The organism is Paraburkholderia terricola (assembly GCF_900142195.1).
Classification (GTDB): Bacteria; Pseudomonadota; Gammaproteobacteria; order Burkholderiales; family Burkholderiaceae; genus Paraburkholderia; species Paraburkholderia terricola.
In genome coordinates, this window is the sequence record NZ_FRAB01000050.1 from 25,617 (window position 1) to 41,350 (window position 15,734).

The 15,734-nt window shown below is 62.4% G+C and carries 14 protein-coding genes; 6 read left to right on the forward strand and 8 right to left on the reverse strand.

Annotated features, from left to right (window positions below; genetic code table 11):
* Positions 1-36: 36 nt before the first annotated feature.
* Positions 37-1,041, reverse strand: a complete 1,005-nt coding sequence (locus tag BUE39_RS28840; RefSeq protein ID WP_073432076.1) for a sugar ABC transporter substrate-binding protein — start codon at positions 1,039-1,041, stop codon at positions 37-39.
* 472 nt (positions 1,042-1,513) lie between these two features.
* Positions 1,514-2,545 (reverse strand): LacI family DNA-binding transcriptional regulator, encoded by a 1,032-nt coding sequence (locus BUE39_RS28845; protein WP_073432077.1) that lies wholly within the window; start codon positions 2,543-2,545, stop codon positions 1,514-1,516.
* Between the two features lie 192 nt (positions 2,546-2,737).
* Here BUE39_RS28845 and BUE39_RS28850 point away from each other — a divergent pair, with 192 nt between their 5' ends.
* From BUE39_RS28850 to BUE39_RS28870, 5 genes are read left to right on the forward strand one after another with little or no spacing between them, the layout of a single operon-like run.
* Positions 2,738-3,892: an ABC transporter ATP-binding protein gene (locus BUE39_RS28850; RefSeq protein ID WP_073432078.1), complete on the forward strand. Its 1,155-nt coding sequence runs from the start codon at positions 2,738-2,740 to the stop codon at positions 3,890-3,892.
* 11 nt (positions 3,893-3,903) lie between these two features.
* Positions 3,904-5,892 (forward strand): beta-galactosidase, encoded by a 1,989-nt coding sequence (locus BUE39_RS28855; protein WP_073432079.1) that lies wholly within the window; start codon positions 3,904-3,906, stop codon positions 5,890-5,892.
* 60 nt (positions 5,893-5,952) lie between these two features.
* Positions 5,953-7,206: an ABC transporter substrate-binding protein gene (locus BUE39_RS28860; RefSeq protein WP_073432080.1), complete on the forward strand. Its 1,254-nt coding sequence runs from the start codon at positions 5,953-5,955 to the stop codon at positions 7,204-7,206.
* Positions 7,207-7,251: 45 nt separating this feature from the next.
* Positions 7,252-8,235, forward strand: coding sequence for a carbohydrate ABC transporter permease (locus BUE39_RS28865; protein WP_073432081.1), 984 nt, complete (start codon positions 7,252-7,254; stop codon positions 8,233-8,235).
* A 9-nt stretch (positions 8,236-8,244) separates the two neighbouring features.
* Positions 8,245-9,096 (forward strand): carbohydrate ABC transporter permease, encoded by an 852-nt coding sequence (locus BUE39_RS28870; RefSeq protein ID WP_073432082.1) that lies wholly within the window; start codon positions 8,245-8,247, stop codon positions 9,094-9,096.
* Positions 9,097-9,126: 30 nt separating this feature from the next.
* Here BUE39_RS28870 and BUE39_RS28875 read toward each other — a convergent pair whose 3' ends face one another.
* The 6 genes from BUE39_RS28875 to BUE39_RS28900 form a co-directional block, all read right to left on the reverse strand.
* Entirely contained in the window at positions 9,127-9,870 is a 744-nt protein-coding gene (locus BUE39_RS28875; protein ID WP_073432083.1) for an energy transducer TonB, read from the reverse strand.
* Entirely contained in the window at positions 9,863-10,261 is a 399-nt protein-coding gene (locus tag BUE39_RS28880; RefSeq protein WP_073432084.1) for an ExbD/TolR family protein, read from the reverse strand. The genes BUE39_RS28875 and BUE39_RS28880 overlap by 8 nt, the downstream gene beginning before the upstream one ends.
* Positions 10,258-10,905 carry a MotA/TolQ/ExbB proton channel family protein gene (locus tag BUE39_RS28885; RefSeq protein WP_073432085.1) on the reverse strand — a complete coding sequence of 216 codons (648 nt, stop codon included), beginning with the start codon at positions 10,903-10,905 and terminating at the stop codon, positions 10,258-10,260. Before BUE39_RS28885 ends, BUE39_RS28880 begins: the two co-directional genes overlap by 4 nt.
* A gap of 26 nt (positions 10,906-10,931) precedes the next feature.
* Positions 10,932-13,130: a TonB-dependent receptor gene (locus tag BUE39_RS28890; protein ID WP_073432086.1), complete on the reverse strand. Its 2,199-nt coding sequence runs from the start codon at positions 13,128-13,130 to the stop codon at positions 10,932-10,934.
* A 346-nt stretch (positions 13,131-13,476) separates the two neighbouring features.
* On the reverse strand, positions 13,477-14,271 hold the full coding sequence (locus BUE39_RS28895) for an alpha/beta hydrolase (protein ID WP_073432087.1): 795 nt from the start codon (positions 14,269-14,271) through the stop codon (positions 13,477-13,479).
* Positions 14,272-14,386: 115 nt separating this feature from the next.
* Entirely contained in the window at positions 14,387-14,737 is a 351-nt protein-coding gene (locus BUE39_RS28900; protein ID WP_073432088.1) for a DUF4148 domain-containing protein, read from the reverse strand.
* Between the two features lie 737 nt (positions 14,738-15,474).
* On the opposite strand from BUE39_RS28900, the gene BUE39_RS28905 reads away from it, so the two are divergent.
* On the forward strand, positions 15,475-15,734 hold a 260-nt coding region (locus tag BUE39_RS28905; RefSeq protein ID WP_143169529.1), incomplete at its 3' end, for a transposase.

Here is a 15,734-nt window from a genome sequence, read left to right on the forward strand (position 1 = left end):
GGCGTCCCGGCGCACCGGGCCGCCATGCAGTGCGCGTTACTTGTTGCCCCAGCAGTTGTCGAGGCCGAACTTCGTATCCTTGCTGTCGACGCCGGACATCGGCTTGTCGCTGATCAGCGTCACGCCCGTGTCCTGATAGCCGGAGACCTTCTTGCCGGTCTTCGCATACTCGACGCCCGCCGTCACGCCGAGCGCGGCCATCTTCAGCGGATACTGCTGCGAGGTCGCGGCGATCGCGCCGGCCTTCACATTGCGCACGCCTTCGCAGCCGCCGTCGATCGAGACGATCATCACGCTCTTGTCCTTGCCCGCCGCCTTGAGCGCGCGATAAGCGCCCGCCGCCGCCGGTTCGTTGATCGTGTAGACCACGTTGATGTCGGGCGATTTCTGCAGGCAGTTTTCCATCGCCGTTTGTCCCTTCGACTGATCGCCGCGCGTGTCCTGGCTGCAGACGATCGACGGATCGCCTTCCTTCACGCCGAAGCCTTCGAGGAAGCCGTTATGACGCAACACGCCGACCGATACGCCGGGTGCGAGATCGAGCGTGGCGATCTTCGCGGGTTTGCCGTTCAGCGCGGCTTTCGCGTATCGGCCGATCAGCACGCCGGCCTTGAAGTTGTCGGTGGCGAAGAGGGCGTCGGTGGCGTCTTGCGGATCGGTGGGCGTGTCGAGCGCGACCACCATCACGCCGGCGGCGCGCGCTTTCTTGATGCTCGGCACGATCGCCTTCGTGTCGCTCGGCGTGATCAGAATCGCCTTGGCGCCGGCCGTCAGCATGTTTTCGATCGCGGTGACCTGGCTCGCGTTGTCGCCGTCGAACTTGCCGGCCGCGGTGAGCAGCTTCGCGCCGTCTTTCGACGAGGCCGCTTCGGCGCCCTGTTTCATCTTCACGAAGAACGGATTGGTGTCGGTCTTGGTAATCAGGCCGACGATGGGCTGGTCGGCCGCCTGGCTGGCGCTCGCACACCACACCGCCGATGCGGCCACGCACATCGACACGATTTTCCTGGCGACAGGATGCCTGCGGGAATTCAGATTCATGGGACGCTCCTCCGATTATTGGCAACGACGTTATGAACTGCTGGCGGTTGCCCATGCGAACGCTGCGCGTCGGCAACCTGGTTTGTGAAACTGTGGGACGCGGATGCGGCCCGAAACCGGCCGCCTAAATCACTTGAGTTGATTTAGTACAGCAGGCGCGGCGACGCTCGTCAAGGAAACGATCCGCGCCGCCGAGGAGGCGGCAGCGTACGTGTGAGGGCGGAGCGCCATATGTGGCGGGGCTTGACGGCGGTAGTGCGGTGCAAGGTGGAGGGCCGGAACTTGGGGAAAGTCCTGGCTCGGTTGAAGGCTAGTTGTAATTTGAATTCGCCTTTTCGACGGCAAATGGTTACGCCGAGCAGGTGTCGGGTGACGCACGAAATGCGCGAGCGCGAGGGCACGGGTTGAACGTGCCAGGCACCGCGGCGCGAGTGCATGCCGCTTACATCACCGCAACACGTCACGCATCACATCACCGCAAACGCGGCGCTCCGGTGGACGCGCGCACGACGAGCTGCGGCGCGGATGAAACCAGCATCGGCACCTTCGTCGCGCCGCGACGCGCTTGTCCATACGACGACTCGATCAACTCGCGCAACAGCGAGACCGCGAGTCCGGCGACTTCGACCGTGGGCACGGCCACCGTCGTCAGCGCGGGCCGCGACTCGCGCGCAAGTTGAATGTCGGTGATGCCCACCACGGACAGGTCGCCCGGCACGTTCAGGCCGAGATCGGCGGCGGCGTGCATCGCGCCGAGCGCCGGCAGATCGTTGGTCGCGAAGATCGCGGTGAGCTTCGGGTCGGCTTCGAGCAACGCGCGCGTCGCGGTGTAGCCGCCCTGGATCGTGTCGGGTGCGTGCTTGACGCGTCCCTTCGGCGCGCCGGCCGCACGCAGCGCATCGACGAAACCTTGATAGCGTGCCGCGTGAATGCCCGAGGCCTTGCTGCCGACGATCGCGCCGATCCGCCGATGCCCGAGTTCCAGCAGATGCGTGCCGGCCAACTCGCCCGCCAGCCGGAAATCGACCGCGACGCACGGCAGCCCCGGCGGTTCATTGGGCCGCTCCCACATGCACAACACGACGGGCGTGCCGCGCGCTTCGGTCGCGTGAAGATCCGCGAAATCGAGGTTTGCATTCGTCACGAGCACGCCTTCGGAGAGCGTGCCGGCGATCTGGTCGAGATACGCGCGACCGCTCAGCGGATCTTCGTTGGTGTTGCAGATGATCAGGAACTGGCCGCGCGTGCGCGCCGCGCGTTCGACCGCGAGCGCGAACTCCGGGTAGAACGGATTGGCGATGCTCGACACCATCAACGCGAGCGTCGGTGCGCGGCCTTCGGCGAGCGCGCGGGCCGCGAGGTGAGGGCGATAGCCGAGCGCGGCGACGGCATCGAGCACGCGCTGACGCGTCGTCGCGCCGACGCGGCCGCGATTGCGCAGCACGTTGGACACCGTGGCCGGGGTAACGCCGGCGTGACGCGCGACTTCGCTGAGTGTGGGCATGGTGCTTTCAGTATTTGGGATAGGTGTCCGACATTTGCATCGTGGCCGAAGGCGCGGCACCATCTCTCGCACAGACAAACGATATCGGAGACAGGCGGGACCCCAACGATCGCATGCGGTCGATTTTTTTGGTCTTGCTGATTAAGCGCTTAATCTCCGACGTCGAGCCGATTAAATCACGGAGTCGATGCGATGGCGAGCATTTCGTTAAGAGGCGTGCAGAAGGCGTATGGCGACGGCGCGCTGGTGATCCGCGACGTCGATCTGGAGATCGGCGAAAACGAATTCTGCGTCTTTCTCGGCCCGTCCGGTTGCGGCAAGTCCACGCTGTTGCGCATGATCGCGGGACTCGAAGACCTCACTGAAGGCGACCTCTCGATCGGCGGGCGCGTCGTCAACGACGTGCCGTCGGCGCAGCGCGGCGTGGCGATGGTGTTCCAGAGCTACGCGCTGTTTCCGCACATGACCGTGTACGAGAACATGGCGTTCGGCCTGAAGCTCGCCAGGACGCCCAAGGACGAAATCGACCGCAAGGTGCGGGAAGCCGCGCGCATTCTGCAACTGGAAGCGCTGCTCGAGCGCCGGCCGAAGGCACTCTCCGGCGGCCAGCGGCAACGCGTGGCGATCGGCCGGGCCATCGTGCGCGAGCCGGGCGTGTTTCTGTTCGACGAACCGCTCTCCAATCTCGACGCCACGTTGCGCGGCCAGACCCGCATCGAAATCGCGCGGCTGCACAAGCAGTTCGCCACCGCGAGTGTGGTTTACGTGACGCACGATCAGATCGAAGCGATGACGCTCGCCGACAAGATCGTGCTGCTGCATGCGGGCAAGGACACCGAACGCTACGGCAGCATCGCGCAGATCGGCGCGCCGCTCGAGTTGTATCACCGTCCGCGCAGCCGCTTCGTCGCGGGTTTCATCGGCTCGCCGCGCATGAATTTTCTGCCTGCGCGCGTGACGTCGATCGATCCGCAAGGCGTGATCGTCACGCTCGATCACACCGGGGAAAACGTGCGTGTGCCGGTGAACGGCGAAGGACTGCAAGCGGCGCAGCTGGTCACGTTGGGCGTGCGCCCCGAACATCTGGAATTCGTCGATGCCTCTTTCGCGACGCCGGATAACGGCGTATTGACCCGCACCGTCTCTCTCGTCGAACAGCTCGGCGAACACAGCTATGTGCATCTCGATCAGCCCGGCGGCGCCGCGCTGATCGCCAAGGCGCCTGGCGACACACGTCTCGCGCCGGGTGACCGCGCGCACTTGCGCGTGCCGCGCCATGCCAGTCATTTGTTTACCGAGGACGGCTTCGCGGCCGCTTCGCTCGAATCCGTCGAACACTACGCATAGAGGACATTCGAATGCGCCTTGGAGTCTGTTATTACCCGGAACACTGGCCGGAGTCGATGTGGGAAGACGACGCTCGCCGGATGAAAGCACTCGGCATCGAGCAGGTGCGGATCGCGGAGTTTGCGTGGAGCAGGATCGAGCCGACGCCTGGCGAATACGACTGGGGCTGGCTCGATCGCGCGATCGACGTGTTGGGCGACGCCGGCTTGCAGGTCGTCATGTGCACGCCGACGGCGACGCCGCCCAAGTGGCTGATCGACCGCCATCCCGACATTCTGCCGGTCGGCGCGGATGGGCGTCCGCGCGCGTTCGGCTCGCGCCGTCATTATGATTTTTCGTCGCCTTCGTATTTCGCCGCCTCGCAGAAAATCTGCACGGCGATCGCCGAGCGTTACGGCAAGCATCCGGCCGTCGCTTATTGGCAGACCGACAACGAATTCGGTTGCCACCATACGGTGGTCAGCTATTCGAGCGCGGCAGTGGAGCGCTTTCGCGAATGGCTGAAGGCGCGTTATCAAACGGTCGACGCGCTCAATCGTGCGTGGGGCACGGTGTTCTGGAGCATGGAGTACCGCGGCTTCGAGGAAATCGACGCGCCGGTGGCGACCGTTACCGAGGCGCATCCGTCGCACCGGCTCGATTACCGGCGTTTCGCTTCCGACGAAGTCGCGCGCTACAACCGCATGCAGGTCGAGATCATCCGCGCGCATTCGCCGGGACGTCCGGTCGCGCATAACTTCATGCAGCTCTTCACCGAGTTCGATCATTACAAGGTGGCGGCCGATCTCGATGTCGCGAGTTGGGACAGCTATCCGCTCGGCGCGCTGGAGGAGCAATGGTTCGCACCGGACATCAAGGCGCGCTGGCTGCGCAGCGGGCATCCCGACTTCGCTTCGTTCAATCACGACGTGTACCGCGGCATGTCCAAGCTGCCGTTCTGGGTGATGGAGCAGCAGCCGGGTCCGGTGAACTGGGCGTTGTGGAATCCGGCGCCGTTGCCGGGCATGGTGCGCCTGTGGAGTTGGGAAGCGTTCGCGCACGGCGCGGGTTGCGTGTCGTATTTCCGTTGGCGTCAGGCGCCGTTCGCTCAGGAGCAGATGCATGCGGGCTTGAACACGCCCGATAACCGGCTCGACGTGGGCGGCAACGAGGCTGCGCAAGTGGCCAACGAAATTCGCACGGTGCTCGCGGCGAACGCCGATGCCAACGCCGCGATTCGCTCGAAAGTCGCGCTCGTCTACGACTATGAAGCGAAGTGGCTGTTCGAGATTCATCCGCAGGGCGCGGACTTTCACTATCCGCGTTTCGCCTTCGAGTATTACTCCGCGCTGCGCGCGCTCGGGCTCGACGTGGACGTCGTGCCGGTCGACGCGCCGCTCGACGGCTACCGTCTGATCGTCGTGCCGCCGCTGCCGGTTGTGCCGGACGATTTCGCGGCACGCCTCGCGCGTTCCGGCGCGCACGTCGTGTTCGGTCCGCGCACCGGTTCGAAGACTCACGATTTGCAGATTCCGGCCAACCTGCCGCCTGGGGCGCTTACCTCGGTGCTGCCGTTGCGCGTGTGGCGCGTCGAATCGATGCGGCCAAACGTGACCGAAGCCGTGCGGCTTACGGACAGCAACGACCCGAGCGTGGACGATGGCTTCGCGCGTCACTGGCGTGATTTCATCGACAGCGATGCGGCAGGTTCATTCGACGTGCGCGCGCGTTTTGCCGACGGTCATCCCGCCTATGTGCAAAGCGGCGCGTTTCATTACCTCGCGAGCCTGTTCGACGATGCGCTCACGATGCGGCTATTCTCACGCATCGCTCAGCAAGCGGGCCTCGATACGCTGTCGCTCGGCGAGAGCGTGCGGATCAGCCGGCGCGGCGCGCTGACCTACGTGTTCAACTACGGCGACGACGCGCACACGCTCGGCGAGGTGGACGACAAGGCTTTCGTGATCGGCTCACGCGTGGTTGAGCCGCAAGGCATCGCGGTCTATCGATCGAATGGATGAGCCAGGTTCCACGCAGCACCACAACGACGTAAAAATCGACGCATAAAGGAGACAGGCAGGATGAAACTGAAACCACGCAGGATTCTGTTGGCACTCGCGCTGGCCGCGGCGGCGGCTGGAACGTCCGTCGTCAGCACGGCGCAAGCCGGCACGCTCGCCGTGAATATCGCGTTCAAGGGCGCAAGCCAGCGCGCGGTCTGGCAGTCGACGATCGACGAGTTCAAGAAGGCGCACCCCGGCATCGACGTGAAGGTGTCGTTCATCGACGAAGAAGCGTACAAGGTTCAACTGCCGGGCTGGCTCTCCACCGTCGCGCCCGACATCGTCAACTGGCATGACGGCGAGCGCATGGCGTATTACGCGCAGCGCGGCCTGTTCGAGGATTTGAGCGGCGACTGGGCAAAGAACGGCTGGAACGACATGTATGCGTCGACCAAGGAAGCGTCGTCGTATAAAGGCAAGCAGTATGCCGCGCCGACCGTGTATTACTCGTGGGGCATGTTCTATCGCAAGGATCTGTTCCAGAAAGTCGGCATTACCGGCGAGCCGAAAACCTGGGATCAGTTTCTCGAAGACTGCAAGAAGCTGAAGGCCGCCGGCATCACGCCGATCGCGGTGGCGGGGCGCGATGCATGGACGCTCGCCGGCTGGTTCGATTATCTCGACCTTCGCCTGAACGGCAACGCGTTCCACCAGAAGCTGATGGCGGGCGAGATCGCCTACACCGATCCGCGCGTGAAGAAGGTCTACACGACGTGGAAGCAATTGATCGACGCGGGCTATTTCATCGACAACTCGCTGTCCTACGATCTGGATTCGGTGCAGCCGTTCCTGTTCCAGGGCAAGGCCGCGATGATGCTGATGGGCACGTTCATCACCGCCGGCTTTCCGCCGGGCGTGAAGCCGGAAATGGGCTATTTCCAGTTCCCGATCATCGACGACAAAGTGCCGACCGCCGAAGACGGGCCGGTCGAATCGCTGCACATTCCGTCGAAAGCGAAGAACAAGGCCGACGCCCACACGTTCCTCGCTTTCGTGGAGACGCCTGCAATCGGCGCGAAGCTGGCCGCCGGGCTCGGCTCGCTGTCGGCGAACAGCAAGTCGCCCGAGCCGGAAGATCCGATTTCGAAGATCGGTTTCCAGATTCTCGCGAACACGAAGGGCGGCATTGCGCAGTTCTACGACCGCGATATGACCAAGGAAATGGCCGATGAAGGGATGAAGGGAATGCAGCAGTTCATCTCCGACCCATCGAAGCTCGACAGCGTGCTCGCGCAACTCGAACAGACGCGCAAGCGCATCTACAAGAAGTAAGCGGTGGCGGCCTTGGGCCGCCGTTCGCCACGTTCGATCGGGAGAATGATCGTGTCGCATTCCGTCACCCGTCAATCCATTGGCGGCGCTGCCGATTCCGGGGGCGCCGGCCTGCCCGCATCCGGCGGAGCATCACGCGGCGGGCTGCCTGCCGCCGCGCGCCGGCGTGGGCCGTCGCCCACCGCGCGGCGGCAGCGGCGCGCCGCTTTTCTGTTTCTCGCGCCGGCCTGCGTGATGGTGGCGATCTATGTGGTGTGGCCGATTCTCTCGACCATCCGCTTGAGCTTCTTCAATTGGGACGGCATGACCGAGCCGTCTTTCGTCGGCCTCGCGAACTATGCGGAATTGTTCCAGGCGCAGACGTTCTATACGGCGCTCAAGAACAACCTCATCTGGCTGCTGCTGTTCCTGCTCGCGCCGCCGATGGGGCTCGCCGTCGCGCTGTATCTGAACCAGGCGGTGGCGGGCATACGCATCGTCAAGTCGCTGTTCTTCGCGCCGTTCGTGTTGTCGGGCGTGGTGGTCGGTTTGATCTTCTCGTGGTTTTACGATCCGACGTTCGGACTGCTCGCGCTGATTCTCGGCCACGGCGTGCCGGTGCTGGGCGATCCCCACTATGCGACCTTCGGCATCGTGTTCGCGGCGCTGTGGCCGCAAACGGCCTATTGCATGATTCTTTACCTGACTGGCCTGACTTCGCTGAACGCCGAGCAGATCGAGGCCGCGCGCATGGAAGGCGCGCACGGCTGGTCGATGCTGTGGCACGTGATCCTGCCGCAATTGCGGCCGACCACGTTCATGGCGATCGTCGTCACGGTGATCGGCGCGTTGCGCAGCTTCGATCTGATCTCCGTGATGACCGGCGGCGGCCCGTTCGAAAGTTCGACCGTGCTCGCGTATTACATGTACGACCAGGCGATCAAGTACTACCGCATCGGCTATTCGGCCGCGGTGGCGGTCGTGCTGTTCGGCATCATGCTGGTGTACATCGTCTATCACTTGCGCCGCATGCTGCGCGCCGAGCAATAAGGAGCCGCCATGTTTCCGATCTCGATCGACAAATGGAAGCCGGTGTCGCGCCGCGTGTACAAACTGACGTTGCCGATCGCATTGCTGATCTGGCTGCTGCCGATGATCGCGGTGCTCGTCACGTCCGTGCGCTCCACCGAGGAACTGAGCGAGGGCAATTATTGGGGCTGGCCGAAGCACTTCGCGATGTTCGACAACTATCGCGAGGCGCTGACCACGTCGCCGATGCTGCATTACTTCTGGAACAGCGTGCTGATCACGGTGCCCGCTGTCGTCGGCTCGATCGCGCTTGCGTCGATGGCGGGGTTCGCGCTGGCTATCTACCGGTTTCGCGGCAACTCGACCTTGTTTGCGACTTTCGTCGCGGGCAATTTCGTGCCGGTGCAGGTGTTGATGATCCCGGTGCGTGATCTATCGTTGCAATTGGGACTGTTCAATACGGTCAGCGCGTTGATTCTGTTTCATGTGTCGTTTCAAACCGGATTCTGCGCGCTGTTTCTGCGCAATTTCATCAAGCAGTTGCCATTCGAACTGGTCGAGGCGGCGCGCATCGAGGGCGCGAACGAGTGGACCGTGTTCTTCAGGATCGTGTTGCCGCTGATACGTCCCGCGCTCGCGGCGTTGGCGATTCTCGTGTTCACGTTCGTCTGGAACGACTACTTCTGGGCGCTGTGCCTGACGCAAGGTGACGATGCGGCGCCGATCACGGTCGGCGTGGCCGCGTTGAAGGGCCAATGGACGACCGCCTGGAATCTCGTATCGGCCGGGTCGATTCTCGCCGCGTTGCCTTCGGTCGCGATGTTCTTCGCCATGCAGAAGCACTTTGTGGCGGGGCTGACGTTTGGCGCGACGAAGGGGTAGGGCGGGGATGGTTCCGTTGGCGATCGGCGGCTAGTTCACGTTGAAATGCACACGGACGTCCTGGCGTGTTTCGACCGGATGTCCGCCCTGCATCGCCGGCAGGTAGCGCCATTTGTGAAGCGCCTGAAGCAGAATCTGGTTGAGCCGCGGATTGGGCGTCGGCTTGATGAGTTTGACGTCGACCGAACCGTCGACGTGAATCACGAAGCGCGCGGTCGCGATGGTTTGATACGCCTGCTCGCGCAAATCGTCGGGCAACTCCGGCAATGGTTGCGAGAGGGAGCGCGCGGCTGCATCGTTGGATGAGGTGGCGGACGGTGTGGCGCTTTGTTTTTCTTGCGAGCCTTCAACGGTGTGAGACGGCGTCTCGGCCGCGGCTTTCGATTCGCTCGCCACCGGTGCGGGCTGAAGCGGCGCGATGCTTTGCGTTGCGCGCGTATCCGCATTCGGTTTGGTGATCGATGCGGCGTGTTGCTGCAACGCGCGACGAGGCGGCTCGACAGGTTTCGGCGGACGGGGCGGACTCGGCGAAGCAGCCGGAGCGGGCGCGGCGCGAGCCGGATGCAACGAGCTTGTCGCGGCAGGCGGATCGATTTCCACCACGCGCATCTCCAACGGCTCCTCGGCTGTCGGTGCTGCGTTGAGCGTGGCCAGCCAGCGTCCGAATTCAAGCAGGAACATAAACCAGAGCAGGAACGCCAGCACGACCGCTAGCGCGATCCGTACCTTCGGAGCATCGCCGATGGCGACGGCAACGCGTGTTCCGCTACTCACGATGCACCGCGATCAGAAAGTGCTCCGCCCCGCCGCGGCGAGCGGCCAGCATCGCTTGAACGACTACGCCGTGACCGGCTGCGTCGTCGGCGGCAATGACGACATTTCCGTTGGATTGGAGCAGGTGCTTGACCGTCGACTCGATCTGGTCCGGGCGCACCGACTCACGATTCACAAATACCTCGTTGCGCCGGTCCACCGAAATCGTTAGCGGTTCATGCGCCGCCATTTGCTGCGCGCGGCCGGCGGGAAGCGTGAGCTTGACGGCGTCGAGCCGCTGCATCGCCAGTGAGGCCAGCATGAAAGTCGCCAGCAGAAAGAACATCACGTCGATCATCGGAATGATTTCGATGCGGCCGCGCCGCGCCGCACGCGAACGCTTGAACTTCACGACCGTTCTCCCGCCGTCGATGCGGCCAGACGGATTTCGCCGAGTCGCGCATTTGCGAACGATTCGAGTTCGTCCATCAGACGTTCGAGCCGACGCGAAAAATAGTTGAACGCAAAGAGCGCGAACAGCGCGACGACAAGACCGATGGCGGTCGCGACGAGTGACTGCGCCACACCGCCGGTGACGCCGCCCGGATCGACGAGCCCGCTACCGCCGAACAACTGGAACGAATGCATCATGCCGACGATGGTGCCAAGCAAACCGAGCAGCGGGGCAGCCGTGACGATCGTTTCCAATACCCAGAAGCCCTTGCTCATGTCGCGCTCGATTTGCGAGGCGAGCAATTCCGCCTTCGCCTCGCGTAGCCACAGCGGAACTGCGGGCTCGGGCGTCCACGGCGCGTTCATTCGCCTGAAAGCGTTTTGGCTGGCGACGTGTTTCAAGCTGCTGGACCAGTCGAGGGCCGATCCGCTCGCGCTGATTTCATGTGATCCGCGCATCGCAGCCGGCAAGCGACCAAAACGCAGGAACACGTATGAGCGGTCGAGGACGATCGTGACCGCGAGAATGGCGAGTACCGTGAGCGGATAGATAACCCATCCACCCACGCGTACCGCCGCCAGAACATGTGTCCAATCTTGCATGACAGATCTCTTATGGGCCGACGGATTCAGAAATGCTTGGTGACGCCTGCATAGACGGCGAAATGCGGACCGTATTGCGGCGCGCCGACGCCGATGCCCGAGCCGTCGCGCAACTCATAGACGCGATTGAACGCGTTGACCACGACGAGGCGGGCATCGAATTTGCCGAGCATAGGCTGGTTGAAGTGCTGAATCACACCGAGGTTGATCTGCGCGTAGACCGGCAGGCGGTCGGTGTTCGCAAAGCCGCTGCGCAAGCCGCTGCCTACGAGGCCATCGAATGTGAAGGTGGTTCTGCCGAGGTCGTAGGTTCCGCCGAATGAGGCGGTGATGCGCTGATCGTGGTCGAGATTTACCCAGTGAGAGCTGATATAAGCGAGCTCGTCTGCATCGAAATTGAATTGCGCCGAGTCGATCTGTTTGCCCTGCGCGCGGCTATACGCGAGATTCAGATAGGCGGACACATTGTCCTGCTTGTAGTTTGCGGTGAACTCGAGTCCGTACACGCGCCCGTACTGGTAGTTGAACGGCGTGAAGATGAGAGCGGAGCCGAACTGACCTTCGTCGAGCAGGTTGGTGGATTTTTTGTAGTAGGCGTCGAGGCCGATGGTCACGTTCGAGCCGAGCCGCTGCGTCACGCCCAGATCGAAGTAATGGCTGCGTTCGGGTTGCACCGGATCGTTCTGAGCGGACGGACTCTGATTGGTCGTGCCGTTGAAGCGGCCGATGGTCGAGCCGGACAATAGTTCGAACGCAGGCGGCGTGAAGTAGCGCGCGTAACCGGCGTGAAAGGTGGTGGTCGGTGTCAGCGCATAGACGAGACCGATGCGCGGGCTCAACTGACTCGCGCTGACGTATTCGTCCATCTTGTCGTAGCGCAGGCCGTAGTTGAGCGTGAGCTTGTCGGTGATCTTCCATTCGTCCTGCACGTAGGCGCTGTACAGGTAGCCGGTTTTGCTGCTCGAGTCGTGGATGTTGAAGGGCTGGTCCGATGCCTGGTTGCCGTCGGCGTCCGTCGCGAAGACGTTGACGTTGTCGTCGAATACCGCGTGCTCCTGCTGGAAGAGTATGCCGGAGCGGATCGTATGCTTGTCGTTCAGCCGCCAGGTGGTGTCCAGTTGCGCGCCGTTAGCCGAGTTGCTGTGAAAGTCCTTCGATGCCACGCCATTGAATAGCAGATCGCCAACCGGATCGGGATTGAATTGCGTTCGCGTGTAGCGTGTAAAGAGCGCGACCTGATAGTCGAGTGCGCCGCCATTGGTGCCCTGAAGCGCCACGACCGCAAAGTTGTTCAGCTCCGATTGCGTTTCGTTCAACCGGCTCGAATCGAACGTGTTATTGCCGTTGAGCGTGAAGTTCGTCTGCAAGCCTGGCGTATTGGGGATTTCAAACTGATTGCTGGTGGTGCCGAACATCACGCTCAACCGGGTAAGCGGGTTGATGATGTACGACATATAGCCGAATGCGTCGCCCTGGCGCGTGTGATCGTGCAATGCATTGGCGCTCGCGGTCGGATTCTCGATGCCGAGGTTGTTGACGCCGAGCGATCCGCTGAAGTAGTAGCTGAACGGCCCCTGACTGCCGAACACGTCGGCGCTGGTCTTGAGGGTCTGGTGGCTGCCGCCGAATACGCCGATGGACCCGCCGTTGCCCGCATCGCCTGTCTTCGTGCGAATGTCCACCACGCCGGCCGTACGGTAGCCGTACTGCGCGGGCAACGCGCCGGTCAGCAGGTTCACCTGATCGATGATGCGCGTGTCGAGCGTTTGCCCGAAGCCGCTAATCGGCTCGGGAATGATGATGCCGTTGATGCGGTATTGCAGATCCGCATGGTCTCCGCGCACGTGCAACTGTCCATACGAATCGGCGGCCACGCCGGGTGCCTGCAACAGCACCTGATTCAGCGGCGTGTCCTGCCCCGCGGGCAGCGCATCGATGTCGGCCTGACTGAAGCGATACACGCTGCTGCCGGTTTCCGGCGATAGGCCGTTGCGGGCCCGATCGAGCCGCTTCGCGTTCACCTGAACGTCGAGCGTGTCGCTGCTGGTCACATTGTTTGCGGCGCTATCGGTGTTTGCCGTGCTTGCCGTGGCGTTGCTGACCGGCTTGCCGGATGCATCGACGACAGCGCCGGTTGCCGGGCGGTCGGTCGGCGCGGCGTGGGCATGAGCGGCAAAAGCGGATAGCAGCAAGGCTGCGTGCGAGACGCGCGTGTGGTTCTTCATCGTTATTTTGTTTGAATGTTGGCGACTGGGCGAGGGTGTCTTTCGTCGGAGATGTTCTTGTTAGCTCAGGATGAATGGCGGCGATTTGCCACTTTCCCCGTGCGCCGAGAATGTTATATCATTGCACTCAAAAAAGAAAATGACAATTCGATGATGCGCATGCGGAGGGAGCGTGAGGCGATGACGGCGAGCGGAAAACGCGTCGCCCCAATGCAAGCGGCGGATCTTTGAAATCCGCGCATGAGCTTGCATGAGAAGAGACCGCCAGGCATCACGGCATAGGGACGGGGCTGGCGAGCGTGAGTGAGCTGCTGGAGTCGACTCGAATAATCACGCGTGGGACCGGTTACGGTTGCGCGTGCTTCGCGGCGTCCTCGATAACCGCGACGACTTCCTTCGGCCGCGATTCATACACCGAGTGACTCGCGCCGGCGAGCACCGTCGTGTGACTATGCGCGCGCGCGTAGTACCAGCGTTCGAGGTCGGGGTTGATGATCTTGTCGTCCGCGGCGACGATGCCCCAACTCGGCTTGCTGGTCCAGGCGGCGACCGTCATCGGCGTCGAGAAGACTTTCGCGGCGGTCAGCATCTGCGCATGCGACTCGAATTGAGCTTCCTTGAGCGGCAGGTCGGCGGCGAAATCCTTCGGGAAATCCGCCGGGTTCAGATAGGTGTAGCCGTCGTCCGTTTTCATGATCGCGCCCGGCTGCTTCGACGTATAGCTCGGCATGCCCTTGCCGAGTGTGCTCTCGTCCTCGCCGACGGCCGGCGCATGGGCGGCCACATATACCAGGCCGACGACGTTCGGGTGTACGCCGGCCTCGGTGATGACCGAGCCGCCGTAACTATGGGCCACGAGAATCGTGGGACCGTTCTGCTGATCGAGAACCCGCTTCGTGGCGGCGACGTCGTCTTCGAGCGAGGTCAGCGGCTCCTGCACGACGGTGACGTGATAGCCGTCTTTCGTGAGTTTTTCGTAGACCGGCTTCCAGCCCGAGCCGTCCACCCACGCGCCGTGTACGAGAACAATGTTGTGGACGGGAGCGCTTTGCGCTTTGACCTCCTGCGCCGTGGCGGCGGTCGAGGCAAAAACACAGGCGGACAATGACAGGACGGCAGCGGCGACGGGCATCAGTTTCATGACTAACTCCTTTTGATAGGCGAGAAAAAGTTTCGAGAGGAAAGGGATCAATAGCGGAACGCGTGGCGGGCATGCTTCGCCTATGAGAGACGAAGCGGCGCCTCATGCAAGCCGTTCAGCTACCGAAGAAAACATTGCAATAGCTCACCGGTCCCACGCAGTTGGAATTCATCGACATGCGCGTGGACGCACCGGACGACGAACTGCCGTTCTGCGCCACGCCGCCATACGCCCGCGATCCGGTTTGCGGCCCGTCCTGCGCGGCGATCCTGGCCTCGGCTGCCTGGATGTCGGCGGGGTAGGTAGCGTCGTCGGCGACGGACGGGTTGTAGCCTGCCTGCTCGACGCGCACCAGGTCGGCGCGAACTTCAGCACGTGTCAACGGCGCGTTCGATTGTGCGAAGCTGAGAACCGGAGCAGCGAGGGTGCCGGCGGCGAGAGCAAAACAGATCAGAGCGTTTTTCATGATGAGTATTCCTTGTTCAACGTAATGAAATGAAGGGCAATGGTTGCCCCGAAAAGTAGTGATGCTTGACTTGCTGCTGTACTGCACGAGGTGCGTCCGGTTGCGCCAGCCGATATAAGCCGGATTGCCTCGGCTAGCAATTCGGCATTCCCTTTTCACAGGCGTGACTAAGCATCGGCGTATTCAAAACGCCTCGCTATGTCATCGGGAAATACGTCTTTGCTTGTTACCAACAGCGATGGTTAGTGATGGAGTCACGCATTGATGCTTGTCTCATCACTGGCGGCGAGTTGTTTTTCGCCGTCTGTGTAGGGGCAAACACGCCGGTTTGCCGCTTATTCCAAATTTTTTCCACCAGGCCGAATTTTTCGCTTGGAGGAACGAGTGGGCGCTGAGCACGGCGCCCGCCGGACAAAGCGCTCGCGGCGTCGCGGGGCGCGTGTATCGCTACCGTGACGGCATTCCAGCGGACATTGGCTGAGGCGCTACGCAGTATGCGCATCGCATTGGCGGCCAGTCCGAACGCCCACGGCAAACCATGGCAGCCCCGCGAATGCCGGCTATTGCATCGACTTTGCCGAGCCAGAACCGGGCGGGAATTATTTCTGAATTATTTGCGAATTTAGGCCAATAAAATAGTAAAGAGGCTTAACAGGCTGCTGAAGTATCGGCGGTAATGTCATCGCTGAAGGCCCCTGAAGCGTTGATGGAAGACCCCCACTTGCCCCTTGGAGATCATGCGCGGCGCCGACACATTCACCGAGAGTTTGTTTTCCATGCGCAAGCTGGACGACTTCGTTCCGAAGTCGCATCCGTTGCGTTCGATCCGGGTGATGGCGAACGAAGCACTGGTGAAGATGGATCGGTTGTTTGCCGGGATGTACGAGGCCGACCTCAAGGGTGGGCGGCCGAGCATCGCGCCGGAGAAGTTGCTGCGAGCCATGCTGATCCAGGTGCTCTACAGCATCCGCTCGGAGCGCCAATTGATGGATCAGGT

What these genes read in the sequence shown, in the direction of transcription:
- BUE39_RS28840 (WP_073432076.1), bottom strand. Translation starts at nt 1,041, where the DNA reads ATGAATCTGAATTCCCGCAGGCATCCTGTCGCCAGGAAAATCGTGTCG.
- BUE39_RS28845 (WP_073432077.1), bottom strand. Translation starts at nt 2,545, where the DNA reads ATGCCCACACTCAGCGAAGTCGCGCGTCACGCCGGCGTTACCCCGGCC.
- BUE39_RS28850 (WP_073432078.1), top strand. Translation starts at nt 2,738, where the DNA reads ATGGCGAGCATTTCGTTAAGAGGCGTGCAGAAGGCGTATGGCGACGGC.
- BUE39_RS28855 (WP_073432079.1), top strand. Translation starts at nt 3,904, where the DNA reads ATGCGCCTTGGAGTCTGTTATTACCCGGAACACTGGCCGGAGTCGATG.
- BUE39_RS28860 (WP_073432080.1), top strand. Translation starts at nt 5,953, where the DNA reads ATGAAACTGAAACCACGCAGGATTCTGTTGGCACTCGCGCTGGCCGCG.
- BUE39_RS28865 (WP_073432081.1), top strand. Translation starts at nt 7,252, where the DNA reads ATGATCGTGTCGCATTCCGTCACCCGTCAATCCATTGGCGGCGCTGCC.
- BUE39_RS28870 (WP_073432082.1), top strand. Translation starts at nt 8,245, where the DNA reads ATGTTTCCGATCTCGATCGACAAATGGAAGCCGGTGTCGCGCCGCGTG.
- BUE39_RS28885 (WP_073432085.1), bottom strand. Translation starts at nt 10,905, where the DNA reads ATGCAAGATTGGACACATGTTCTGGCGGCGGTACGCGTGGGTGGATGG.
- BUE39_RS28890 (WP_073432086.1), bottom strand. Translation starts at nt 13,130, where the DNA reads ATGAAGAACCACACGCGCGTCTCGCACGCAGCCTTGCTGCTATCCGCT.
- BUE39_RS28895 (WP_073432087.1), bottom strand. Translation starts at nt 14,271, where the DNA reads ATGAAACTGATGCCCGTCGCCGCTGCCGTCCTGTCATTGTCCGCCTGT.
- BUE39_RS28900 (WP_073432088.1), bottom strand. Translation starts at nt 14,737, where the DNA reads ATGAAAAACGCTCTGATCTGTTTTGCTCTCGCCGCCGGCACCCTCGCT.